Here is a 23,846-nt window from a genome sequence, read left to right on the forward strand (position 1 = left end):
CCCGGCGCGCTGCGCCGGGGGTCGTGTCGAGTCTCGAAAGCAGGCGGTCAGGCTCAGGGATTGTAAGCCCGCTCGCCATGCTCGGCGAGATCGAGACCCTCGCGCTCGCGGTCGGCGGAAACCCTCAGGCCGACGATCACGTCGACGATCTTGAACAGCACCAGCGAGCCGACGCCGGACCAGACCAGGGTCAGAAGCACCGCCTTGACCTGGGCCATGAAGGCCGGGCCGAATTCATAGGCCGCGACCGCCAGTTCGCCCGGCTTGGTTTCGTAGTCGGGGATGCCGACGCCGCCGAGCGAGGTATTGACCAGAATGCCGGTCGCCAGGGCGCCGATGATGCCGCCGACGCAATGGATGCCGAAGACGTCGAGCGAGTCGTCGTAGCCGAAGGCGTTCTTCACCGTCGAGCAGAAGACGAAGCAGACGCCGCCGGCGACCAGGCCGAGGACGATCGAGCCCATCGGCCCGGCGAAACCCGAAGCGGGTGTCACCGCGACCAGACCGGCAACGGCACCGGAGACCGCGCCGAGCAGCGAGGGCTTGCCCTTGGCCGCCCATTCGACGAACAGCCAGGACAGCGCCGCGGCGGCCGTCGCCACCAAGGTGTTCATCATGGCGAGCGCCGCCGTGCCATTGGCTTCGAGGTTGGAGCCGGCATTGAAGCCGAACCAGCCGACCCAGAGCAGGGCGGCGCCGATCAGGGTCATGACCAGCGAATGGGGCGGCATCAGTTCCTTGCCGTAACCGATGCGCTTGCCGATGACGAGGCAGCCGACCAGGCCGGCAATGCCGGCATTGATATGGACCACCGTACCGCCGGCGAAGTCGAGAGCACCCCACTGATAGATCAGGCCGGCATCGGCCTTGACCGCGGCGAGCTTGGCTTCGGCCGCCGCCTTGGCGGCTGCGTCGGCACCGGCTGCTGCGACCGCCTTGACCGCGTCGGCAATAGCGTCGGGACCGGCCCAGTACCAGACCATATGGGCGATCGGGAAGTAAATGAAGGTCACCCACAGGACCACGAACAGGATGACCGCGGAGAACTTCGCCCGCTCGGCGATGGCGCCGATGATCAGCGCCGGCGTGATGCAGGCGAAGGTCATCTGGAAGCAGATATAGGCGAGTTCGGGGATCACCACGCCGTTCGAGAAGGTCGCGGCGGTCGAATTGGCATCGACCCCGATCAGGAAGGCCTTGGAGAAGCCGCCGATATAGGCATTGAGCCCGCCGCCGCTGGTGAAGGTGAGCGAGTAGCCATAGACCACCCAGATGATCGCCACGAGAGCAACGATCACGAAGATCTGGGTGAGCACCGACAGCATGTTCTTGGTGCGCACGAGGCCGCCATAAAACAGCGCCAGGCCCGGAACCGTCATCAACAGCACCAGCACCGAGGAAACCAGCATCCAGGCGGTGTCACCCGGATTGGGCTTCGGCGGCGTCGGCGCCGGCGCCTGGGCCAGCGCCGGTTCGACGAAGACTGCCGCGGCGGCCAACAGCGCAAGCGCCGTGAAGCCCCACCGGGAACATATGGACTTGGTCATGTGGGAGTACTCCGGAAGGATATTGGGCGTTTGGGGGCCGCGTCAGAGCGCGTCGACGTCGGTCTCGCCGGTGCGGATGCGCACGGCATGCTCGATCGAGGTCACGAAGATCTTGCCGTCGCCGATCTGGCCGGTCTTGGCGGCGCCTGCGATGGCCGCGACGACCTTGTCGACGTCGCCGGCCGGGACAGCCACCTCGATCTTCAGCTTCGGCAGGAAGCTGACGGCATATTCGGCGCCGCGATAGATCTCGGTATGGCCCTTCTGGCGGCCATAGCCCTTCACTTCCGTCACGGTGAGGCCGTGGACCCCGATGCCGGTCAAGGCATCGCGGACCTCCTCCAGTTTGAATGGCTTGATGATAGCCATCACGATTTTCATATCGACATCCCCGAATTGGCTTCGCCGGAAGGCACCGGGTTGAAGCGTTGCTGGCGGCTCTTCGGCCCAACCCGAGCGGGGGCTGCGATCCGAACCAGGGACAGGGAATCAAGTCGCGTGCCAGTCGCACACGGCTCTGAAAAATGAAGTTATTTCAAATAGATAGATAGGGCTCCGGAAGTCTCTCCGAGAGCTTTCTCTGATTTTTGCCCAAACAATAGGCAATACAAAGCGTGCCATAAAGCCGCCGCAGCTTTGCCATGGCGGATTGCCCAGGAAATGTGCAGAATCGGAAACCGGTCACGTGCCGCGAAGCGGCCGGATCAACCCTTCCTGGGCGACTGACGCCACCAGCAACCCGTCGCGGGTGAAGATCGAGCCACGCGAAAAGCCGCGCGCGCCCTGGGACGACGGCGAATCCTGCGCATAGAGCAGCCATTGGTCGGCGCGGAACGGTCGGTGGAACCACATGGCGTGGTCGAGGCTGGCGCCCTGGATCGTCGCATCGAACAGGGTCCGCCCATGCGGGATCAGCGCTGCATCCAAAAGCGTCATGTCGGAGGCATAGGCCAGCACGCAGCGATGGACGATCGGATCGTCAGGCAAGGTGCCGGTCGCCCGGATCCAGGCGTGGAATTTGCCCTCGGGCTGACGCACGCCGCGATAACGCTCAAGTTCGACCGGACGCAATTCGATCGGCCGCTCACGGGCGAAATAGGCCTTCACCGCCGGCGGCGCCGCGGGGTCGAGATTGCGGCCGATCTCGGCCTCCGCCGGCAGGCTCTCCGGCGGCGGCACGTCGGGCATGCCGAACTGATGCTCGAAACCACCCTCTTCGACCTGAAACGAGGCGGACAGCGAAAAGATCGCGGCGCCGTGCTGGATCGCCAGCACCCGCCGGGTCGAAAAGCTCTTGCCGTCACGAATGCGCTCGACCTCATAGATGATCGGCGCCTTGGGATCGCCGGGCAGCACGAAATAGGCATGCAGCGAATGCGGTGCGCGGGCCTCGACGGTGCGGCAGGCAGCGACCAGCGCCTGGCCGATCACCTGGCCGCCGAACACCCGCTGCCAGCCCTCTTTCGGGCTCTGGCCGCGGAACAGGTTCACCTCGAGCCGCTCGAGATCGAGGATCTTCAAGAGGCGGTCGACGGCTGCGGACATGAGCGGGAAGGCTCCGGCGAGGGCTTAGACTGATCGCAGAGACCATCTTGGACGGATCGAGGTCAACCCCTCCCGGCCACGATCCCTTCCAACTACTGCCGCTTGGCGAGCGCATCCCGTTTGGTGGCGAGCGAGGCGGCGATCACCGCAATCGTCACCGCCGCGATCATCAGCGTGCAGATCGCGTTGATTTCCGGCGTCACGCCGAGCCGGACCTGGCTGTAGATGCGCATTGGCAAGGTGGTTGCCCCGGGGCCGGTGGTGAAGCTCGCGATCACCAGATCGTCGAGCGAGAGCGTGAAGGCGAGCAGGAAGCCTGCGATGACCGCCGGGGCGATGATCGGCAGGGTGACCCGGAAGAACACCTGGGCCGGCGAAGCGCCGAGATCGGCCGCCGCCTCTTCCAGCGACGCATCGAAACTGACCAGCCGCGACTGCACCACCACCGCCACGAAGCCGAGCGTGAAGGTCGCGTGCGCCACCGTCACCGTCCAGAAGCCGCGATCGATGCCGAGCGAGACGAACAGGAGAAGCAGCGACAGTCCGGTGATCACCTCGGGCATGACCAGCGGCGCATAGACCATGCCGGTGAACAGGAAGCGCCCGCGAAAGCGCAGGTAGCGGGTCAGCGCGAGCGCCGCGAAGGTGCCGATGACGGTGGCGATGACCGCCGAGACGAACGCGACCTTGGCGGTCATCCAGGCCGAATCGAGGAGCTGGCGGTTGTCCAGGATCGCGCTGTACCAGCGCGTCGAAAAGCCGCCCCAGACGGTGACCAGCTGGCTGGCATTGAACGAGAACACGATCAGGATGACGATCGGCAGGTAGAGGAAGCCGAAGCCGAGCGTCAGCGCGGTGGCGTCGATCAGGCGGGAGCGCCGGTTCATCGCCAGTCCCTCTTCATCGGGCAGCTTCCAGCTGGCGCGCCTGCAGGTGCTGATAGACCATGATCGGCCCGACCAGCACGACGAGCAGCAGGATGGCGACGGCTGACGCCACCGGCCAGTCGCGATTGGCGAAGAACTCGGTCCACAACGTCTTGCCGATCATCAGGGTTTCCGAGCCGCCGAGCAGATCCGGGATCACCACTTCTCCGGTGATCGGGATGAAACACAGGAAGCAGCCGGCAATGATGCCCGGCAAGGTCAGCGGCACGGTGATGCGCCAGAACGCCAGCCAGGGCGGGCAGCCCAGATCATTGGCCGCTTCCAAGAGGCTCCGGTCGATCCGCTCCAGCGCCGCATAGAGCGGCAGCACCATGAAGGGCAGGTAGGAATAGACCACCCCGATCAGGATCGCCGTCTCGGTATTGGCGATCTGCAGGCGCGTGCCGATCAGGCCGAGGCCGAGCAGCAGTTCGTTCAACAGCCCTTCGGGTTTGAGGATGCCGATCCAGGCATAGACCCGGATCAGGAAGCTGGTCCAGAACGGCAGGATCACCGCCATGACCAGGAGCGGCCTGAACCGTTCCGGAGCGCGGGCCATGGCATGGGCCATGGGGTAACCGATGATCAGCAGGATCAAGGTGCCGATCACGGCGATCCGGAGCGATGAGACGAAGGCGTCGATATAGAGACTGTCGCCGACGATCACGCCATAATTGGCCAATGACAGCTGGCCTGCCTTGTCGAGCCAGCCGGCCAGGCCGTCGCCAGCCTGGAAGACCGGCTCATAAGGCGGTACCGCGGTCGCCACCTGCGACAGCGACATTTTCGCGACGATGGCGAAGGGCACCAGGAAGAACAGCGCCAGCCAGAGATAGGGCACCAGGATGGTGACGCGGCGGGTGGCGCGATCGCTCATGGCCGCTACCGGGTCAACAGGACGAGCGCGTCGGCCGCGACCGCCAGGCGCACCGGCTCGCCCCAGGTGATCGGCCGCTCGACCAGGCGCGCGGCATTGGCGACCGCGGCGCGCAAGCGCAGGCCGCCGGCCCCGATCACATAGGTGGTCCAGTCGCCGAGATAGCCGATATCGTTGACGACGCCGTCGATCACCGTCCAGCCGTCGGGAGCCGGCTCGCCGCTCCTGAGGATGCGGGTCTTCTCCGGCCGCCAGGCAACCGCCACCGCCTGGCCGGCCGACACGGCCTCGGCCGCCTCGACGCTGACCCGTCCGGCAATCGCCGTCTCGATCGTCGCACGCCCGCCCTCGACCGCCGCGACCTTGCCCTCGATCAGGTTGATGTCGCCAATGAAGCCGGCGACATAACGGCTCGCCGGTGCCTCGTAGATCACCGGCGGCGGCGCCACCTGTACCACATGGCCCTTGTCCATCACCGCGATGCGGGTCGCCATGGTCATCGCTTCGTCCTGGTCATGGGTGACGATGACAAAAGTGATGCCGAGCCGCTCCTGCAGGGCGATCAGCTCGAACTGGGTCTCCTCGCGCAGCTTGCGGTCGAGCGCGCCGAGCGGTTCGTCGAGCAGCAGGACCTTCGGCCGCTTGACCAGCGCGCGGGCGAGCGCCACGCGCTGGCGCTGGCCGCCGGACAATTGATGCGGTTTGCGGCCGGCATAGGCTTCGAGCTTGACCAGTTTCAGCATGGCCGCGACCCGTTCGTGGATCTCGTCCTTCGGCAGTTGCTCCATGGCCAGGCCGAAGGCGATGTTCTTCTCCACGCTCATATGTGGAAACAGCGCATAGGACTGGAACATCATGTTGACCGGCCGCCGATGCGCCGGCACGCCGGCGAGGTCCTGGCCGCCGAGCAGCACGCGGCCGGCGCTCGGCGTTTCGAAGCCGGCGAGCAACCGCATCAGCGTGCTCTTGCCGCAGCCCGACGGCCCGAGCAGCGCGAAGAATTCGCGCTCATAGATCTTTAGCGTCAGGTCTTCGACCGCCGGCTCGGCGCCGTAGCGCTTGGTCACCCCGTCATAGACGACCAGCGGCTCCAGCCTCGGATCGTCCCATGGCGCGAAGGTGGAGCGCACGGCTCCGAGCGATGTCGTCAATTTGGCAGTCCGCGCGATCTCGTTCACGGCAGGAACGCATAGAGCATTTCTGGCCGAAGTGGGAACCGGTTCGCATGAAGAAAATGCGCTGGCGCCGCTGCGCAGTGATTATGTGATCTTTGACGGGATAGGGCGGCGCCGTTTTTCGCCGGCCTTTCGATGGTGAACATCCAATTGACCTGGGCCGAAGTCGTGGATGGCCGGGACAAGCCCGGCCAAGACGGAAAGCGTGCGGCGATGGCGGCTTGGCACCACGTCCGTAGGCTCGCGCCACTTCGTCTTGCCCGGGCTTGTCCCGGGCATCCACGGCTTGGTTGCACCCAAATCAACCCGTCATGATCACTGTGCAGCGGTACTTTGTGCAGCAGTACTTGGGGAAACCCATCGCCTCAGCGTCCGGTCTTGGCCCGTGTCCAGGCCCGGGTGATCACCCGCTGCAGACGCGCGTCCGGGCTGGTCACGTTGAACAGCCGCGCCATGACCGCGTCCGGCGGATAGATCGACGGATTGTCGCGCACGGCCGGCAGGACCAGTGGCCGCGCGGCGAGATTACCGCTGGCATAAGAGACGAAGCTCGCAACCCGGGCGCCGACCTCCGGCCGCAGCAGATAGTTGATGAAGGCCTGGGCGAGGTCCGGGTTCGGCGCATCGGCGGGGATCGCCATCTGGTCGAACCACATCTGCGCGCCTTCGCGCGGAATGACATATTGGATGTCGATCCCGTTGCCGGCTTCCTTTGCCCGCTTCTGGGCCTGAAAGACGTCGCCAGAATAGCCGACCACCAGGCAGATATCGCCATTGGCCAGCGCCGAAATATATTCCGACGAATGGAACTTGGTCACCAGCGTGCGCAACAGCTGGATATGCGCGGCGGCCGCCTCCCAGTCTTCCGCCCGTTTGGAATTCGGGTCGCGGCCGAGATAGCGCATCACCGAGGGCAGGAGATCCTCGGCGGTATCGAGGAAATGGATGCCGCAATCCTTGAACCGCTTGAGCGTTTCGAAATCGAAGGCGAGCTTCCAGGAATCGAGCGGCGCGTCGGCCATCCGTTCGCGGATCTTGGCGACATTGTAACCGATGCCGGTGGTGCCCCAGAGATAGTTCACCGAATAGGCATTGCCGGGATCGAATTGGGCGACCCGGCGCTGCACGTCCGGCCAGAGATTGGCGAGGTTCGGGATCTTCGCCGGCTCCAGGCGCCGATGCACATTGGCGGCGATCTGGCGCGACAGGAACGGCCCCGATGGCACCACGATGTCGTAGCCGGTGCGGCCGGCCAGGAGCCGCGTCTCCAGCACCTCGTTTGAATCATAGGTGTCGTAGATGACCTTGGCGTTGAACTCACGTTCGAAGTCGCGCAGCACCTGTTCGTCGATATAGTTCGACCAGTTGAAGATGCGCAGTTCCCGCGTGCCCTGCGCCTCGGCGATCGCCGCCAGGCCGAGTGTCGCGAACGCGGCCACAAGGCCTTTCAGCAGGATACGCGTTCTCATCATTCCATCCTTTGAACCAAGCCACCGGACGCCGGCGAATGCGGCAATCTAGGCAAAGCCGCGCGCTTAGCAACAGCCCAATCGATCGGTGAAATGGCGGCAGACGGCCGTTTCCAGTTCGGGCAGCGCGCAGCGGAACGTTTCGCGCCCGGGCATGCCGGCCCGCAGCCTTTCACGCAATTCGGCCTGGGCCGCATCGAGGTCGATACCGATGACACGGCCATCCCTGACGATGCTCCGGCCGGCCACGATCGATTCGGCGAGATGCCGGGCCGAACCGCGGGCGAACAACAGCTCGGTGGGCGCCACCGGCATCAGGGCGTCTTCGTCGAGCGCCTTGCGGTCGAGGATCAGGAGATCGGCCGGCGCACCGGCCGCGATGCGGCCGGTGACCGGCGAGCGCAAAGTCGCGTGGCCATTGGCGAAGACCGCCTGGAGCACGTCGGCCGGCGTCACCTGGCGGTCGAAACCCCAGCCGCCGTGCAGCGACCAGACCAGGCGCATCTCGCGGATCAGGTCGTCATCCTCGTCGAAAGCCTGGCCGTCAACGCCGAGACCGACCTTGCAGCCGGCCGCGAGCATGGCCGCGACCGGCGCGAGGCCGGACCGCAGCGCCAGGTTGGACGAGGTATTGACCGAAATGGTGGCGCCGCTTTCGGCGATGATCGCAAGATCGGCCGGATTGGCCCAGGTGCAATGGGCCAGTGTCAGGCGCGGCGACAACAGGCCGATATCCCGAAGGTGGCGGGCAATGCCTCGTGGGAAATGCTGGTCGGCATAGGCGCGCTGATAGCGCGTCTCGAGCAGATGCATATGAACCCGCCGCCCGGTCGAGGCTGACCCTTCGGCAATGGCTTCCAGCAGCGCGGGCGTCGCCCATTGCACGCCGTTCGGGCCGTATTGGACGTCGACCATGTCGGAGCCGATCGCCTCGGCCACCGCCTCGACCCGCGCCATCTGCTCCTCGACGCCGATCGGAGGGCTCAAGAAGCGCGCGGCAATGTCGGCGCGGGCCTCGTCCGACAGGGCGTCCAGGATCGGTCCCGAATCGCCATAGACCAGCGGATTGGTGTTGCGCATGGCGATGGCGAAGCCGATGCGAAGGCCGACATCGCTGGCCGCCCGCGCCACGGCCCTGGCTTCCGTCACATAGTCGGTCAGCCCCTGGACGCCGGTATAATGGACCATCGCCGCGCCCTGCCCGCCCAGCGCCGCGCGGCCGAACGGCGCGATCGATGCGAGATAGGGGTCGACCGGCGCGAACAGTCTCAGCCGGTGCAGCCAGATCTCGAGCGGCTTGGCGAAACCGCCGATCGATGAGGTGCGGATCGGCCGGCCGTGGTCATGGGCGTTGGCGAGCGCCGGCATGACCAGGAGATCGTCATGCGGCGCACCCGGCGGCAGAGCCTCGACGCTTGCGATATCACTGCCGTCGAGCGTGATGCGCGAAGGACCTTGCGCCGCCCCTGAGCTGTCGAGGATCGCGGCGCAGGTGATGATACGGGACATGCGAGGACTCCATCCAGGCCGGCTGGGGCCAAGGCCCCTTGTCAGACCGCGATGCTCCGCGCGGCCACCGCCGGCAGGAACGCGCGGTTGAACACTTCGCCCGGGGCCGGCGCCCGCGGCAAGGCGAAAGCTTCGACGATCTGGTCGATCGCCCGCGCCATCCGGGCATCGGCCACGTCGCCGAGACCTGACGCGCGAACCTCTGGCGTGATCATAGCGGTCCTGGCGGCATAGTCGACGCGACGCGCTTCGAGGGCGGCATTGAACAAGGGCTCGACCTTGGTCATCGGCGCCATGCCGGCAACCGGATCGGCCAGCACCTCCTTGATCGCCCGGTTGATCGCCGCGACCAGCCCGCGGACCGCTTCGGGCCGGTCGCGCAGCAGTTTTTGCGACACCATGATGCCGTTGGAATAGGAGGAAATGCCGTAGTCGCCGAAGATGAACCAGCGAAAATCCCGGTCCGGATCCTGACGCATGCCGACCAGATTCATATAGCTGGTCAGCGTGAAGATCAGCGAGGCCTGAACCTGATCCTGGATCAGCATCTGCTCCTGCAGATTGGGCGCCATGTTGATGATGTCGCTCTTGGCCGGGTCGATGCCGTTGAGCTTGGCGAAGGCCGGCCACATGCGCGTGGTGGCCGAGCCGGCGGGACCGCCGAGCTTCTTGCCCTCCAGGTCCTTGACCGTGGTGATGCCGCTCGACGCCTTGACCAGGATGCCGAAGGGCGCCTTGTTGTAGATCATGTAGACCATCACCGGCTGGTCGCCCGGTCGGGCGGCGGCGTTCTGGATGATGGCGTTGATATCGCCGAAACCGGCGTCATAGGCGCCGCCCATGATGCGCGTGACGGTGGCCGCCGATCCCTCGCCCTGGTCGATCGTCACATCGAGCCCGGCGTCACGAAAATAGCCCTTCTCGGCGGCCAGATAATACCAGGCATGGACACCCTGGAAGCGCCAGTCGAGGGTGAACTTGATCGGCACCCGCCCCTGAGCCAGGGCCGGGCTGGCCAAAGCCGGGCTGGCCAAAGCCGGGCTGGCCAGGACGGCAGCGCTGCCGGCGAGGAACATGCGGCGGGATGCGGTCATGGCGTGTCCTCAGGTTCTCGGAGAAGCTGCGAGCCGGCGCTCAGCTGACGGCCAGATCCTTGCGGTGGGCCCAGCCGGTCACCCGGTATTCGAAGATCGAGAAGATGACGTAGAGCCCGACGCCGAGCGCGCCGAGCACGAACAGCCCGGCAAAGACCAGCGGCACGTTGAAGGTCGACGAGGCGATCATCATCATGTTGCCGATGCCGCGGTTCGAGGCGACCGTCTCGGCCACCACCGAACCGACAAAGGCGAGCGTGATCGCAACCTTCAGCGAGGCGAAGAAATAGGGCATGGAGCGCGGCAGCGCGACATTCCACAGGATGTCGAATTTCGACGCCTTCAGCGTCTTCATGACGTCTTCCAGCTCAGGCTCGACGGTGGCGATGCCGGTCGCGACATTCACCACGATCGGGAAGATGCAAATGATCGCGGCGGTCAGGATGGCCGGCACAGTGCCGGCGCCGAACCACAGGACGAAGATCGGCACGACAGCGACCTTGGGGATCGAGGAAAAACCGACCAGCAGCGGATAGGCCGTGTCATAGGCCAGTTTCGACGAGCCGATCAAAAGCCCGAAGGCCATGCCGATGACCACGCCGATGCCGAAGCCGACCAGCGTCGTGTAGAGCGTCTGGTAGGTATGCGGCCAGATCGCCGGCCAATATTGAATCAGCGCCTGGATGATCTGGCTCGGCCGCGGCAGCACGATGTCGGAGATACCGAGCATCAGGCAGGCGAGTTCCCAGAACACGAAGACGCCGATGATCAGGCTGGTCGAGGCCGCCCTTTCGCGGATCAGTTCGAGCGCGCGCTCCATTTCAATGTCCCCCCGCCTGGACGATGCCGCTGCCGCCGCGAGCGCCGACGATCAGGCCGCGCAGCTGCTGGTTCAGCGCCACGAAGTCCGGCTGATAGGTCATTTCGATCGAGCGCGGCCGGGCGAATGTGACGGTCTTGTCCTCGAGGATCCGGCCGGGCCGCGCCGACATCACGCAGATCCGGCTGCCGAGGAAGGCTGCCTCGCGCAGATCGTGGGTGACCAGCAGGACCGTCGTCTTCTTGGTCATCCAGAGCTCCTGCATGATCTGCCAGAGCTCCTCGCGGGTGAACTGGTCGAGCGCGCCGAACGGCTCGTCGAGCAGCAGGAGGTCGGGCTCGTGGATCAGCGCGCGGCAAAGATTGGCCCGCTGCATCATGCCGCCGGACAATTGCCAGGGATATTTGTCGCCGAAGCCGGCAAGACCGACCTGGGCCAGCAGCGCTTCGACCCGGTCGCGGAACTCGCCCTTGCGCTTCGACCGGAACTCGGCCCGGAACGGCGGCACGATCTTCAGCGGCAACATGACGTTGTCGCGAATGTTCAGCCAGGGCAGCAGCGTCGGGTTCTGATAGGCCATGCCGATGCGGATCGGCGTCGCGCCGAGTTCGCGCCCGCCGAAATAGACATAACCGGTCGACGGCTTCATCAGATCGCCGACCAGCTTCAGAAGCGTCGACTTGCCGCAACCCGAGGGGCCGACCAGGGCGACGAAATCGCCCTCGGCCACGGCAAGCGAGGTTTCGGCCAGGGCCTGTACACGCTTGGCGCCACGCCCGAAGGTCACCGAGACCTTCTCGAAGGCGATGAACGGCCGGGCATTGGAAACCTGGCCGAAACTGCCCGGATTGTGGGCAGTCGGGCTTGGATCGATCGTGGCGAGCGCGGCGCGCATGGATAAATCCAGTCCTGGCTAGCGTTGGTCGGATCTTCGCAAGACCGATGCCAAGGTCTGGTCGGCATGGTTCAGCACCGCCGGCGGCATGCGCTGGATGCCGGTGACCTGCCGGCCATGGCCTCTGGCCTCGGCCACCAGCCGGCGGTCCTTCTGGACGAAGCGGCCGCGCACCAGCGTGTGCACCGGCACGCCGGTGACGCTGTCGCCCTCGAATGGCGTGATCTTGCCGCGCGAATGCAGCCGGGCGGCCTCGATGATCTCGGTCTTGGTCATATCGACCACTGCGATATCGGCATGAGCTCCGGCTTCGATCCGTCCCTTGACCGGCCAAAGCCCGAAACGTTTCGCCGGCTGTTCGGCCGAGAAGCGGACATAGTCCTCGAGGCTGATGCGCCCCTTGGCGACCTGGTTCAGCATCAGCGGCATTTGCGTCTCGACGCCGGGAAAGCCGCAATCGGCCTCCCAGATCACCGCTTTCGTCTTCTCCTCCGGACTGTGCGGCGCATGGTCGGTCTCGATCAGGTCGACCGTGCCATCCTGCAAGGCAGCCCAGATCGCCGTGGAATCGCTGGCCTCGCGCACCGGCGGATTGACCCGGATGACCGAGCCGAGCCGGGCATAGTCCCTGGTGTCGAGCAGGAGATAACAGGGGCATGTGCCGCCCGTGATGTCGACGCCGCGCGCCTTGGCGTCGCGCAAAGGCCCGAGCTCGAGGGCCGAGGAAATATGCAGAACATGCACACGCGCACCGGTCCATTCCGCCAGGATGGCGGCGCGTGCCACCGCTTCCGCCGCCACCACGGCCGGCCGCGCCGCGACATGGGCGAGCGGGTCGTTGCGGCCGGCTTCGATCAGGCGCTTCTGGCGCCAGGCCATGATCGAGGCGGTTTCGGCATGCAGCGCGATGCGCAGGCCGGACGGCGCGATGATCTCGAAACCCTCCAGCATGGCCCCGGTCGAGGGCGACGGCAGATTGCCGAACGTATTGCCCATGAAACATTTGAAGGCATTGACGCCGCCGTCGATCAGCCCCTGCAAACAATCGATATTGTCTTCCGCCAGCAGGCCGTAGATGCCGTAATCGACATAGGCCTTGCGGGCCGCCTCCTGTTTGACCCTAAGCTCGGCGACCGAACGGGTCGGTGGATGGGTGTTGGGCATCTCGAACACGGTGGTCGTGCCGCCCATCGCGGCGGCCGCCGTGCCGGTTTCCCAGTCTTCCTTGTGGGTGTAGCCGGGCTCGCGGAAATGCACGTGCACATCGATCGCGCCGGGCAGCACGAACAGGCCCGACGCGTCCAGCGTCTCGGCTGCCTCGGGCAGCGCGCCGGGCGCGCCGACGGCCAGGATCAGGCCGTCCTTGACCGCCACGTCGGCGCGGAAGCGGGCGTCGCCGCTGACCAGCGTGCCACCCTTGATCAGGAGATCGGCGGTCCTCATCTCTGCCCTCACAGCATGGCCCAGCCGCCATCGACCGGCAGGTCGACGCCGGTGATCTGCCGCGCCCTGTCGGAGGCCAGGAACAGGCAGGCATTGGCGACGTCGATATCGGTCGAGACCCGCCGGAGCGCATAGTCGGCGGCGTGCCGTTCGACCGCCGCCGCCTCGGAAATGCCGAGCCTCCTGGCCATTTCCGGCACCACCTTGGTGCGGAAACGTTCGCCTTCGATCATGCCTGGCGCGACGCAATTGACATTGATGCCATAGGGACCGACCTCCAGGGCGAAGCTCTTGGTCATGCCCCGCAGGCCCCATTTGGACGCCGAATAGGCCATGCGGCCGGCCCTGCCCCGCATGCCGAAAGTGCCGCCGACATTGACGATCTTGCCCGAGCGCTGCGCGATCATGGCCGGCGTCACCGCCTTCATGGTGTTGAAACAGCCGCGCATGTTGAGATCGACGATCTCGTCGAACTCGGCTTCCGTGGTTTGCCAGCCGGCCTTGCCGATCGGGCCGGAGCCGCCGGCGACATTGACCAGCACGTCGATCCGCCCGCCAAAGGCTGCCTTCGTGCCGGCGATCGCCGCCTCGCAGTCGGCCCCGCTGGTAATGTCGCAGGCGAAGATCTCGGCCTCGACGCCGGCCGCCCGCACCTCGTCTGCCACCGGCGTGATCGCACCGATATCCCGGCCGAGCAGGGAGAGCCGCGCCCCCTCCGCCGCAAAAGCGCGCGTCACCGCCGCGCCCATGCCTTTGGCCGGTCCGGTGATGACCACGACCCGGCCCTTGAGATCGAGTTCCATGATGCTTCTCTCAGGCGAGCTTGGTGATGCGTTCGGCCATCGGCGGCAGGAAGGCATCGTTGAAGATCTCGGCGGGCCCGGGCGCCCGTGGCAGCCCGTTGGCCTCGCGCACGATGCCGATCGCTTTGGCGAGCCGCGCCGGATCCGGCGCGCCGAGCCCGAGCGTCGCGATCTCCGGATGCGCCATTTCGTCCTGCAGCGTCGCGACCAGGCGCTCCTTTTCGACCGCCTTGTTGATCAGGGGTTCGCGCCGGGCGACCGCCTCGACCGCCGCATCGTGATCTCTCAGCGTGTCGACAAGTCCCCGGTTGAAGGCGCGCACCACGCCGCGCGCCGCACCGGGATTATCGGCAGCGAGTTTCCGCGAGACGATCAGGCAGTTGGAATAGAGATCCATGCCGTGATCGCCGTAATTGATGAACCGGAATTGCTTGTCCGGATCGATGCCGACGAGCTTGGCCGAGAAGCGGATGGTGTTGACGAAACCGAACACCCCGGCCACCTGGTCGCGCTGGAGCATCTGTTCGCGCAGGTTGGGCGCCATATTGGTGATGCTGACCTTCGAGGCGTCGACGCCGGCAAGCTTGCAGAAGGCCGGAAACAGCTGCAGCGCCCCGTCATTGGCCGGGCCGCCGAGCGTCCTGCCCTCCAGATCCCTGGGTGTCTTGATCGGCCCGTCGGCCTTGACCGCAATGGTGAAGGGCGGCCGATTGAACATCATGTAGATGCCGATCGGCGTCGAGGCATCCGGCGCGGGCTTGCGGCCGGCCAGGACCATCAGCGCATTGATGTCGCCGAAGCCCATGTCATAGGCCCCCGACGCGACCCGGCCGACCGCCGCGCCCGAGCCGTCGCCCTGGTCGATGTCGAGCTCGATGCCGGCCTCGCGCAGATAGCCTTTGTCCTGGGCGATGAAGAACCAGCTCTGCGGCCCCTGATAGCGCCAGTTCAGCACCATCCTGAGCTTGGTCAGGCCCTGCGCCAGCGCCGGAGCGCCGAGGCCCTTGCCGACCGCGACCGCGCCAAGCGCGCCGCCGGTCAGCGCACCGAACGAGCGGCGTGAAAACGTGGAACCCATGGTGCAACCCCTCAGATGGCGAAAGGTTAGGAGCCCCTCGCCACCTGATCAATTGCATAACATGAGCAGAACCTGCCTAAGGATTAGGCAGAAAATCTAGCGGCTGGCACGACCCATGGCGCCATAAACCAGGTTGCGCATGACCGACTGGTAGTAGTTGCGCTGGTTCGGTGCCTGGATCATCAGCACCACGCCGAGGTCGTTCGCCGGATCGACCCAGAAGCGCGTGCCGGTAATGCCGCCCCACCAGGCCTCGCCCTTATGGCCGATCGTCGTGGCGACGCCGTCATCGGCGCGCACCGCGAAGCCGAGGCCGAAACCATGGCCGGGGCCGGGCAGATAGATCGGACCGCGCACCGGCCCCAGGTGATCCGACATCATGTAGCGAACGGTCTGCGGCGACAGCAGGCGGACCCCATCGAGTTCGCCCTCGTTCAGCAGCATGCGCATGAAGCGGCCGTAATCCTGGGCGGTCGAAGCCGCACCGGCGCCACCGGAGAAGCGTTTCGGCGGCTTGGTCAGGTCGAGCCAGTTCATCGTCTCCATATCAGGGTCACCAGGGCGGGCATTGGCGAGCCGCGCAAGCCGCGGCCCGGCCACCTGGAACACCGTGTCGCGCATGCCGAGCGGTTTCAGCACCATCTCGTCGAGCGCCGCATCAAGGGTCTTGCCGGTCACCCGCTCGACGACATGGCCGAGAATGTCGGTGGAAACCGAATATTCAAAGGTGCTGCCCGGCTGGTACATCAGCGGAATCGCCTTCAGCCGGCTGAGCATCTCGCTGGCAGTCGGTCCGTAGAGGCCGGCAATGTCCTGGTCGGCATAGGCCCGGCGCACCGGGTTCATCTGGCCAAGGAAATGATAGGTCAGCCCCGAGGTATGGCGGAACAGGTCCTGGATGGTGATCGGCCGGGCATCGACCAGTTCGGTTGCGGCCTGGCCACCGGCATCGCGCCGCTCGACCGCCACCTTCAGGCCCTGCAGCTCCGGCAGGTAGGTCGCAACCGGATCACTGAGCTGGATCTTGCCCTGCTCGACCAGTTGCATGGCCGCGACCGACACCAGCGGCTTGGTCATCGAAGCGATCCGGAAGATCGAATCGCGCCGCATTGGCCTGGCGGCGGCGACATCCTGTTGGCCGAAGGCCTCCTGGAACAGGGTGCCGTTGCCGCGGGTGATCAGCAGCACCGCGCCGGGAATGCGGCCCTGTGCCACGTCGCCGCGCAATTGCGCACGGATCCGCTCGAGGCCGGCCGGCGTGAAGCGCGCCGGCGTCACCGCCTCGCGGGCAGCGGCCGGCACCACTGTCGGGGCACCGAGCGCAAGGCCGAGCGCCATGGCCGCGCCGATCAGCGCGGCCCGTGGTCGGATAGGCATGGGATCCTCCCTGGATCGATCTTTGAGCCGGCCGCCGTCGAGGGCGGCCAGGCGTCAGGATGATCCGGCATGCCGGCCGGAACAATCCGGCCGGCAGTCAGGAGAAACCCGGAACCAGGCCGGTTAGTCACGCACGAGAATGTTGCGGAACTGCCAGGGATCGCTGGTGTCGATGTCTTCCGGGAAATAGCCCGGCCGGCCGGCGAGCGGGGTCCAGTCGGTATAGGCGCCGGTCACCGGTCCGAGATAGGGCCGCTGCACCTCCAGGCACCGGCGGAAGTCGATATCGTCGGCCTCGACGATGCCGGCCTGCGGGTTTTCCAGTGCCCAGACCATGCCGGCGAGCACGGCGGAGGTCACCTGCAAACCGGTGGCGTTCTGGTAAGGCGCCAGCCGCCGGGTTTCTTCGATCGAGAGCTGCGATCCGTACCAATAGGCGTTGCCGGCATGGCCGTAGAGCAGCACGCCGAGCTCGTCGATGCCGTCGGCGATTTCGTTCTCGCCGAGAATTTGCCATTCGTCCTGGCGCTTGCCGGCGGCGCCGAACATTTCGTGCAGCGACAGCACCGCATCGTTCGACGGGTGATAGGCATAGTGGCAGGTCGGCCGGTAGGTCACCTTGCCGGCCTCGTCGCGCACGGTGAGGAAATCGGCGATCGAGATCGCCTCGTTGTGGGTGACCAGGAAGGCATATTGCGCACCCATGGTCGGGCACCACGAACGCACCCGGGTATTGGCGCCGGCCTGCAGCAGATAGATCGCCGCACCCGAGCCTTCGCGATGCTGCCGGGCGGTCTCGGGCATCCAGGTTTCATGGGTGCCCCAGCCGAGCTCGGCCGGCTGCAGGCCTTCCGAGATGAAGCCCTCGACCGACCAGGTGTTGACGAACACATTGGGCGGCTTCGGCTGCTTGGCGCGCTGGGTGTCGCGTTCGGCGATGTGAATGCCCTTGACCCCGGCCTTGGCGGCCAGCGCCGCCCAGTCGGCCTTCGACCGCGGCTGCGCAAAACTGATGCCGGCATCGGTCGCGACGTTCAGCAGCGCCTGCTTGACGAACCAGGACACCATGCCCGGATTGGCGCCGCAGCAGGACACCGCCGTCGTACCGCCCGGCGCCTTGGCACGCGCCGCCAGCACCCGCTCGCGCAGCATGTAATTGGTGCGCGCGCCGGTATCCATGGTGGCGTCGTAATAGAAGCCCGGCCATGGCTCCGCCACGGTGTCGATATAGAGTGCGCCGAGCTTGCGGCAGAGCTCCATGATCGCCACCGACGAGGTATCGACCGACAGATTGACACAGAAACCCTGGCCGCCGCCCTTGGTCAGCAGCGGCTGCAGCAGCGTCACGTAATTTTCGGGCGTCACCGCTTCCTGGATGAAGGTGATGCCACGCTCGTCCAGGAGATGCCGGTTGGTATCGGCCGGATCGATCACCACCAGGCGCGTCTTGTCGAACTTGAAATGGCGTTCGATCAGCGGCAACGTGCCGCGGCCGATGGAGCCGAAACCGATCATCACGATCGGCCCGGTAATATCATGATAGACGGGCCACTGGCTCATAAGGGTTCTCCTGAAGAGGCAGGCAGTATAACGAAGGAAAGGCCCCGGCCTTGCGGACGGGACCTGCGAATAGAGCTGGTTGCGCATTGGCCATGCGAAAGCCCTCCCGTCAACGCCTATTCGTGTGACGGCGTAATGACGGAAGCGGTGGACGCGACCTTTGGCCCCTCTGGCCGCCACCGCGAATAAGGGTATAATTTTCTCTCCAAGCTAGCGTCGACGACAACGAAATGCTGGCGGATCGCATCTCGGGAGAGGCTTCATGGCGACGAAAAAGGAACGCTCGGTCGGGGAACTCTATCGGGATGACCCCGAGCGTGCGGAGGCCGAGATCTTTGGTCGCAAGGCTGCCAAGCCCCAAGGCGGCGCCGAGGCCAAGGCCGCTTCGCGGCGCGGCTTCCTGGGCGGTGCCGGCCTCGCCGCCATGTCGGCGGCTGTCGGCGGTCCGATCGTCCACGCCGCCGCCATGCCCGGTGGTCTGATTCCCGCGGCCATGGCGCAGGCCGCCCCGGCCCAGCCGGCGGCGCCCGGCCAGGCCGCCGCTCCGCCGGCGCCCCAGGGCCCGCCGCCGCTCGACTATCCCGGCAAGGCGCGCGGCCTCATGCTGCTGCAGGACCGGCCGCTGGTCGCCGAGACGCCGGAACATATGCTCGACGATGCGACCACCCCGGTCGACCGCTTCTTCGTCCGCAACAATGGCCAGATCGCCGCCGATTTTGCCAATCCCGACAGCCATGCCTTCGTCATTGACGGCGAGGTCAATGCGCCGCTCCGCCTGACCGTCGGCGAACTCAAGTCGCGCTACCGCGCGGTCACCTATCGCCTGCAGCTGGAATGCGGCGGCAATGGCCGGTCGCAGTTCTCGCCCCAGGCTCGCGGCAATCAATGGGGCAATGGCGCCATCGGCTGCGCCGAATGGACCGGCGTGCCCTTGCGCGATCTCCTGCGCGCCGCCGGCCTGAAGGAGACCGCGCGCTTCACCGGTCACTACGGCGCCGATCCGCACCTCTCCGGCGATGCCGCCCGCCAGTCGATCTCGCGCGGCATGCCGATCGCCAAGGCCCTCGAGCGCCATACCATCGTGGCCTTCGCCATGAACGGTCAGCCGATCCCGCTGATCCATGGCGGGCCGGTCAGGCTGATCACACCCGGCTGGCCGGGTTCGCTGTCGCATAAATGGCTGACCCGCATCTGGATCCGCGACAAGCCGCATGACGGCGCCGGCATGGGCGGCACCAGCTACCGCGTTCCGACCGTACCGATCGTGCCGGGCTCCAATGTCGACGGCCGCGAGAACTTCGCCGACATGACCTCGATGCCGCTGCGCTCGATCCTGACCAGCCATGCCAATGGCGCGCGGCTGGCCAAAGGCACCCGCTCGCTGGATATTCGCGGCGCCGCCTGGGCCGGCGATCTGGATGTGCAGCGGGTCCACGTCTCGACCAATTTTGGCCAGACCTGGCGAGCCATGCGGCTGGCCGAGCCGAAGAACCGCTTCGACTGGCGCCGCTGGTCGGGCGCCATCCAGTTTCCCACCGACGGCTATTACGAGGTCTGGGTGCGTGGCCAGGACAGCTCGGGCAAATATCAGCCGCACACCGCCGGCAATTGGAACCCGCAAGGCTACGGCGCCAACTCGTTCCACCGCATCGCCATGCTGATCGGGTGACCGGATGCGTCTTTTGAGGGGATTTGCCGTCGCGCTGATGCTGGGCATCGGCGCGGCCGGCGGGCCTGCCGCCGGGCAGCAGCCGCCGGCCTTCGAGCCCCAGGCCGAGACGCCCGAGGCCTGGCCGGCGGGCGAGGGCCGCGACGAGACCTTCTACATGTGCACGGCCTGCCATTCGACCGGGCTGATCACCCGTATCGGCCAGAGCCGCGAGCAGTGGAGCGGCGTCATCGACCTGATGGTGTCGAAACACGGCATGCTGGCGCCCGATGCCAAGGACCGCGACATGTTCCTGAACTATCTCTCGGCGGCTTTCCCGCTCCGCGCCCCGGCCCAGGGTGGCGGCTGGCGCAATCCGTTTCAGCCGCAGCGCTAACGCCGGCCGGCCCCGGCACCGGACCTAGCGGGCGGCGAGCGCCGCCTCGATATGCGGCCGGATCCGGGACGCCAGCGACTGCGGCGTGATCGGCCCGACATGTTTGTAGAGAATGCGCCCGTCGCGGCCGACGATGAAGGTCTCCGGAACCCCGTAGACACCCCAGTCGATCGCCGCGCGGCCATTCGGATCGACGCCGACCAGCTGGTAGGGATTGCCGCCGCGCCCGAGAAAGCGGCGGGCATTGTCCGGCTGGTCCTTCTGGTTGATGCCGGCCATGCGGATTCGCGTATCCTTGGCAAGCTCGACCAGCATCGGATGTTCTTCGTGGCAGGGAATGCACCAGGAGGCGAAGACATTGACCACGGTCACCTGGCCCTTGAGGTCCGCGTCGGAAAAGCCGGGCCGGTCGATGCCGTCGAGCGGTTGAAGCGCGAAGGTCGGCGCTGGCTTGCCGATCAGCGCCGACGGCAGTTTCTGCGGGTCGCCTTGCAGGCCGATCATGAACAGCACGGCCAGGCCAATGAAAACGGCGAGCGGCAGCAGGGTCAGCCAGCTCCGCCGCTTGGGCGCGATTGGCGCACTGGTCTCGCTGGTCATGCCGCGTCCTTCGGTTGCGCTGCCGAGCGGCGGGTCACGCCACGCGCCGTCAGGTCGGCGAGAATGGCTGTTTGCCTGGCATGGTCGACGACGATCCAGGCAATCAGGCCGGCAATCGTCGCGACGCTCAGCCCATAGGCGGCCAGAATGAAGCCTGCATGCGGTCCCTGCATCATCACGTCCAACCCGGCCATCGCGTCACTCCCCCGCCACCAGCCCGGCACCGGCCGGCACGGCCTCGCGCTGGGCCTGGACCAGGCGGATCGCCCGCACCCGGCGGCGCAGCACCTCGTTGCGCATGGCGGCGAGGTGCAAGGTCAGGAACAGGGCCGTGAAGGCGACGGCCGAAACCATCAGCGGGGTCAGGATCGACGCGTGAACGGTCGGTCCGTCGAGCCGGAACACCGAGGCCGGCTGATGCAGGGTGTTCCACCAGTCGACCGAAAATTTGATGATCGGAATATTGACCGAGCCGACCAGCGTCAGCACCGCCGCCGCCCGGCCCGCGCGGCCGGGATCATCGACCGTGCGCCACAGCGCGATCAGCCCGAGATACATCAGGAACAGCACCAGTTCCGAGGTCAGGCGCGCGTCCCAGATCCACCAGGTCCCCCACATCGGCTTGCCCCAGAGCGAGCCGGTGGCCAGGCAGAGAAAGGTGAAGGTCGCGCCGATCGGAGCCGCGGCCTTGGCCGCGACATCGGCGAGCGGATGGCGCCAGACCAGCGTGCCGAGCGCCGAGACCGCCATCATCGAATAACACAACATCGACAGCCAGGCCGACGGCACATGGATGAACATGATCCGGACCGTGCCGCCCTGCTGGTAATCATCCGGCGCGACGAAGAACACGAGATAGCCGGCCACCACGAACAAAAGCGTGGTCACGCCGGCAAGCCAGGGCAGGGCCCGCGCGACGAGTGCCAGGAAACGGGTCGGATTGGCGAGATCGAGAAGCGCCATGATCGGCTTGGTTTAATCGCGGGAAGGACCTGACGCAATGCGGCGGATCAACCCGGCCGCCTTGCCCTGCACGCATGAGACGGGCGCAGAATAAGAAAACGGCCCGGGCGAAACCCGGGCCGTCATCGAAGTCGGGCTGGCGCCGGATCAGAAGCGGTAGTTGATGCCGGTCCGGATCTGGTGGCCCTCGAAGCCGATGCGCGGGACATCGGTCAGCGCGGTATAGGTCGCCTTCTGCAGGCTGGTGTAGCGATACTCCAGCAGCGCCGTCCAGTTGCGGGTGAAGGCATATTCGCCGCCCACGCCGGCGGTCCAGCCGGTCAGCATCTTCGACTGCGAGAAATTGCCCGGGATCGTCTCGCTGGCGCGGACATTGCCGAGCGCCAGACCGGCGGTCGCGTAGAGCAGCATGTTGTCCTGCACGGCGTAGCCGAGGCGGGCGCGGATCGAACCGTTCCAGTTCATGCTGGTCCGCACGTCGGTCGGCTGCGTGTCGACATAGCGGCGGTTGATGCTGGAATAGTTCACGTCACCGACGATACCGACAACGAAGCGGTTGATCTGGTAGTCGTAGCCGGCCTGCAGGCCGCCGGTGAAGCCGGACGCGCCGCCGAGGCTATAACCGGCATTGTTGTTGAAGCTCGACGAGAAGTTGGCGCCGATATTGGCGCCGACATAGAAGCCGGTCCAGATGCCGGCCGGGGCGACCGGCACGTAGACGGCCTCCGGATAAGGCCCGCGGCGCGGCAGGTCGGCCGCGAAGGCCGGGGTGGCGAGCACGGCGGCAGTCGCCGCAGCCCAAATGATCTTTTTCATCGTCAACTCCTGTCCCACGAACGCCACGAGGAATTTCCTCCCGTCGCGGACCGTCCCAGATCCAATGCGGTGAACAATCTATAACCGCATTCATTCAAGTTTTCGCGGGATGAATGGCCCCGTCGTTAATGGAGCGTTACCAATCGAACCGCACGTGATCGTTCAAGAACGACCAACGCCGTCATTCACATCGGTTATTGGCTGAAATGAGGCTCAATGTTCACGTCATGATTGGAAATAAAACGTTACTATTTCAATATATACTTTAGGAAAACAAATAACCACCGCCCATTGGCAATTGACCTCTTTCGGCATGTGGCACAATCGTGGCAGGCCGACGGCAGTTCCAGGTCCGGCCAAGACGAACACCGCAGCGCAACAAGAGGGAACCGTGGCATCACATCGCCGGTCGCCGCCGGGCAAGAACAGGGTGCCCGGGTGACTGGCCCCCATGCGGCGGACCTGCGATCCGCGCCCGTGGCACAAATGCACCAGGGTGCCTATTTCCATGAAACGGATCCTGAGACCTGATCGAGGCCCCATGCCACAGACGGAAACTGCGCTGGTCACCGGCGGCGCCCGGCGCATCGGCCGGGCGATCACCGAGGCCCTGGCCAACACCGGCTTCGGTGTGGTCATCCACGTCAATCGCTCGGTGGCGGAAGGCGAGGCCCTGGCGGCGGCGATTCGCAGCCACGGCGGACGGGCCGCCGTCGTCGTGGCCGATCTGGCCGAACCGGCCGCCGTGGACGGGCTGATCGCCGCCGCCCGGGCGGCGCTCGGCCCCTTGAGTCTTTTGGTCAACAATGCCAGCGAGTTCGAAGAGGACCATCTGGGCACGCTGACCCGCGACCGCTGGAACCGGCAGTTCCGTGTCAACCTGCAGACGCCGTCCTTTCTCGCCCAGGATTTCGCGGCCCAGGCGCCCGACGGCGCCGCGATCGTCAATATCGTCGACCAGCGGGTGTTCAAGCCGACCCCGCAATTCTATTCTTACACCTTGACCAAGATCGCCCTGCAGGCGGCGACAAAGACCATGGCGCAGGCGTTGGCGCCGCGGATCCGTGTCAACGCGGTTGCCCCCGGCCCGACCTTCGCCAATATCCGCCAGGATAAGGCGGATTTCGAACGCCAGGCCGCATCGACCTTGCTCGGTGTGCCGAGTACGCCGGAAGCGATCGCCGAAGCGGTGGTCTACCTCGCCCGCGCCGGCGCGGTGACGGGCGCGACCATCGCGGTTGATTCCGGCCAGCATCTGGCCTGGAAGACCGCCGACGTCTGGGGCATCAAAGAGTAGCCTCGAC

At 66.0% G+C, this 23,846-nt stretch carries 23 protein-coding genes; 3 read left to right on the top strand and 20 right to left on the bottom strand.

Going from position 1 to position 23,846, the window contains the following annotated elements:
- Positions 1-53 precede the first annotated feature (53 nt).
- From E8M01_RS11015 to E8M01_RS11090, 16 genes are all read right to left on the bottom strand, one after another.
- Complete coding sequence (locus E8M01_RS11015) at positions 54-1,547, bottom strand: ammonium transporter (RefSeq protein ID WP_136960155.1); 1,494 nt, start codon at positions 1,545-1,547, stop codon at positions 54-56.
- A 42-nt stretch (positions 1,548-1,589) separates the two neighbouring features.
- Entirely contained in the window at positions 1,590-1,928 is a 339-nt protein-coding gene (locus E8M01_RS11020; protein ID WP_136960156.1) for a P-II family nitrogen regulator, read from the bottom strand.
- 300 nt (positions 1,929-2,228) lie between these two features.
- Positions 2,229-3,092 (bottom strand): acyl-CoA thioesterase II, encoded by an 864-nt coding sequence (gene tesB / locus E8M01_RS11025; RefSeq protein WP_136960157.1) that lies wholly within the window; start codon positions 3,090-3,092, stop codon positions 2,229-2,231.
- A gap of 92 nt (positions 3,093-3,184) precedes the next feature.
- Positions 3,185-3,979 carry an ABC transporter permease gene (locus tag E8M01_RS11030; protein WP_136960158.1) on the bottom strand — a complete coding sequence of 265 codons (795 nt, stop codon included), beginning with the start codon at positions 3,977-3,979 and terminating at the stop codon, positions 3,185-3,187.
- 13 nt (positions 3,980-3,992) lie between these two features.
- Complete coding sequence (locus tag E8M01_RS11035; protein ID WP_136960159.1) at positions 3,993-4,895, bottom strand: ABC transporter permease subunit; 903 nt, start codon at positions 4,893-4,895, stop codon at positions 3,993-3,995.
- A 5-nt stretch (positions 4,896-4,900) separates the two neighbouring features.
- Positions 4,901-6,046, bottom strand: a complete 1,146-nt coding sequence (locus tag E8M01_RS11040; protein ID WP_136960160.1) for an ABC transporter ATP-binding protein — start codon at positions 6,044-6,046, stop codon at positions 4,901-4,903.
- Positions 6,047-6,435: 389 nt separating this feature from the next.
- Positions 6,436-7,539, bottom strand: coding sequence for a polyamine ABC transporter substrate-binding protein (locus E8M01_RS11045; protein WP_136960161.1), 1,104 nt, complete (start codon positions 7,537-7,539; stop codon positions 6,436-6,438).
- Between the two features lie 66 nt (positions 7,540-7,605).
- The gene (locus tag E8M01_RS11050; RefSeq protein WP_136960162.1) at positions 7,606-9,048 is read right to left on the bottom strand and encodes an amidohydrolase family protein; all 1,443 of its coding nucleotides are present in this window, start codon (positions 9,046-9,048) and stop codon (positions 7,606-7,608) included.
- Between the two features lie 41 nt (positions 9,049-9,089).
- On the bottom strand, positions 9,090-10,142 hold the full coding sequence (locus tag E8M01_RS11055; protein ID WP_246088682.1) for an ABC transporter substrate-binding protein: 1,053 nt from the start codon (positions 10,140-10,142) through the stop codon (positions 9,090-9,092).
- Positions 10,143-10,182: 40 nt separating this feature from the next.
- The gene (locus tag E8M01_RS11060; RefSeq protein ID WP_136960163.1) at positions 10,183-10,962 is read right to left on the bottom strand and encodes an ABC transporter permease; all 780 of its coding nucleotides are present in this window, start codon (positions 10,960-10,962) and stop codon (positions 10,183-10,185) included.
- A gap of 1 nt (position 10,963) precedes the next feature.
- Entirely contained in the window at positions 10,964-11,857 is an 894-nt protein-coding gene (locus tag E8M01_RS11065) for an ABC transporter ATP-binding protein (RefSeq protein WP_136960164.1), read from the bottom strand.
- Between the two features lie 18 nt (positions 11,858-11,875).
- Complete coding sequence (locus E8M01_RS11070) at positions 11,876-13,300, bottom strand: dihydroorotase (protein ID WP_136960165.1); 1,425 nt, start codon at positions 13,298-13,300, stop codon at positions 11,876-11,878.
- Positions 13,301-13,308: 8 nt separating this feature from the next.
- Positions 13,309-14,103, bottom strand: a complete 795-nt coding sequence (locus E8M01_RS11075) for an SDR family NAD(P)-dependent oxidoreductase (protein WP_136960166.1) — start codon at positions 14,101-14,103, stop codon at positions 13,309-13,311.
- Between the two features lie 10 nt (positions 14,104-14,113).
- Positions 14,114-15,181, bottom strand: coding sequence for an ABC transporter substrate-binding protein (locus tag E8M01_RS11080; protein ID WP_136960167.1), 1,068 nt, complete (start codon positions 15,179-15,181; stop codon positions 14,114-14,116).
- Between the two features lie 96 nt (positions 15,182-15,277).
- Positions 15,278-16,558 (bottom strand): serine hydrolase domain-containing protein, encoded by a 1,281-nt coding sequence (locus tag E8M01_RS11085; RefSeq protein ID WP_215908876.1) that lies wholly within the window; start codon positions 16,556-16,558, stop codon positions 15,278-15,280.
- A gap of 123 nt (positions 16,559-16,681) precedes the next feature.
- Positions 16,682-18,118 (bottom strand): homospermidine synthase, encoded by a 1,437-nt coding sequence (locus E8M01_RS11090; RefSeq protein ID WP_136960168.1) that lies wholly within the window; start codon positions 18,116-18,118, stop codon positions 16,682-16,684.
- A gap of 262 nt (positions 18,119-18,380) precedes the next feature.
- Between E8M01_RS11090 and E8M01_RS11095 the strand changes: the two genes are divergently transcribed.
- The gene (locus E8M01_RS11095) at positions 18,381-19,787 is read left to right on the top strand and encodes a sulfite oxidase (RefSeq protein WP_136960169.1); all 1,407 of its coding nucleotides are present in this window, start codon (positions 18,381-18,383) and stop codon (positions 19,785-19,787) included.
- Positions 19,788-19,791: 4 nt separating this feature from the next.
- Positions 19,792-20,163, top strand: coding sequence for a hypothetical protein (locus E8M01_RS11100; RefSeq protein ID WP_136960170.1), 372 nt, complete (start codon positions 19,792-19,794; stop codon positions 20,161-20,163).
- Positions 20,164-20,187: 24 nt separating this feature from the next.
- Here the strand turns inward: E8M01_RS11100 and E8M01_RS11105 are convergent, their stop codons facing one another.
- The 4 genes from E8M01_RS11105 to E8M01_RS11120 form a co-directional block, all read right to left on the bottom strand.
- Positions 20,188-20,763 carry a DsbE family thiol:disulfide interchange protein gene (locus E8M01_RS11105; protein WP_136960171.1) on the bottom strand — a complete coding sequence of 192 codons (576 nt, stop codon included), beginning with the start codon at positions 20,761-20,763 and terminating at the stop codon, positions 20,188-20,190.
- Positions 20,760-20,957: a heme exporter protein CcmD gene (gene ccmD / locus E8M01_RS11110; protein WP_246088683.1), complete on the bottom strand. Its 198-nt coding sequence runs from the start codon at positions 20,955-20,957 to the stop codon at positions 20,760-20,762. Before ccmD ends, E8M01_RS11105 begins: the two co-directional genes overlap by 4 nt.
- A gap of 4 nt (positions 20,958-20,961) precedes the next feature.
- The gene (locus tag E8M01_RS11115) at positions 20,962-21,726 is read right to left on the bottom strand and encodes a heme ABC transporter permease (RefSeq protein WP_136960172.1); all 765 of its coding nucleotides are present in this window, start codon (positions 21,724-21,726) and stop codon (positions 20,962-20,964) included.
- A 147-nt stretch (positions 21,727-21,873) separates the two neighbouring features.
- Positions 21,874-22,542 carry an outer membrane protein gene (locus E8M01_RS11120; protein ID WP_136960173.1) on the bottom strand — a complete coding sequence of 223 codons (669 nt, stop codon included), beginning with the start codon at positions 22,540-22,542 and terminating at the stop codon, positions 21,874-21,876.
- A 541-nt stretch (positions 22,543-23,083) separates the two neighbouring features.
- Between E8M01_RS11120 and E8M01_RS11125 the strand changes: the two genes are divergently transcribed.
- The gene (locus E8M01_RS11125) at positions 23,084-23,839 is read left to right on the top strand and encodes an SDR family oxidoreductase (RefSeq protein ID WP_211596711.1); all 756 of its coding nucleotides are present in this window, start codon (positions 23,084-23,086) and stop codon (positions 23,837-23,839) included.
- Positions 23,840-23,846: the final 7 nt, after the last annotated feature.

The sequence above is a fragment of the Phreatobacter stygius genome (assembly GCF_005144885.1).
GTDB lineage: Bacteria > Pseudomonadota > Alphaproteobacteria > Rhizobiales > Phreatobacteraceae > Phreatobacter > Phreatobacter stygius.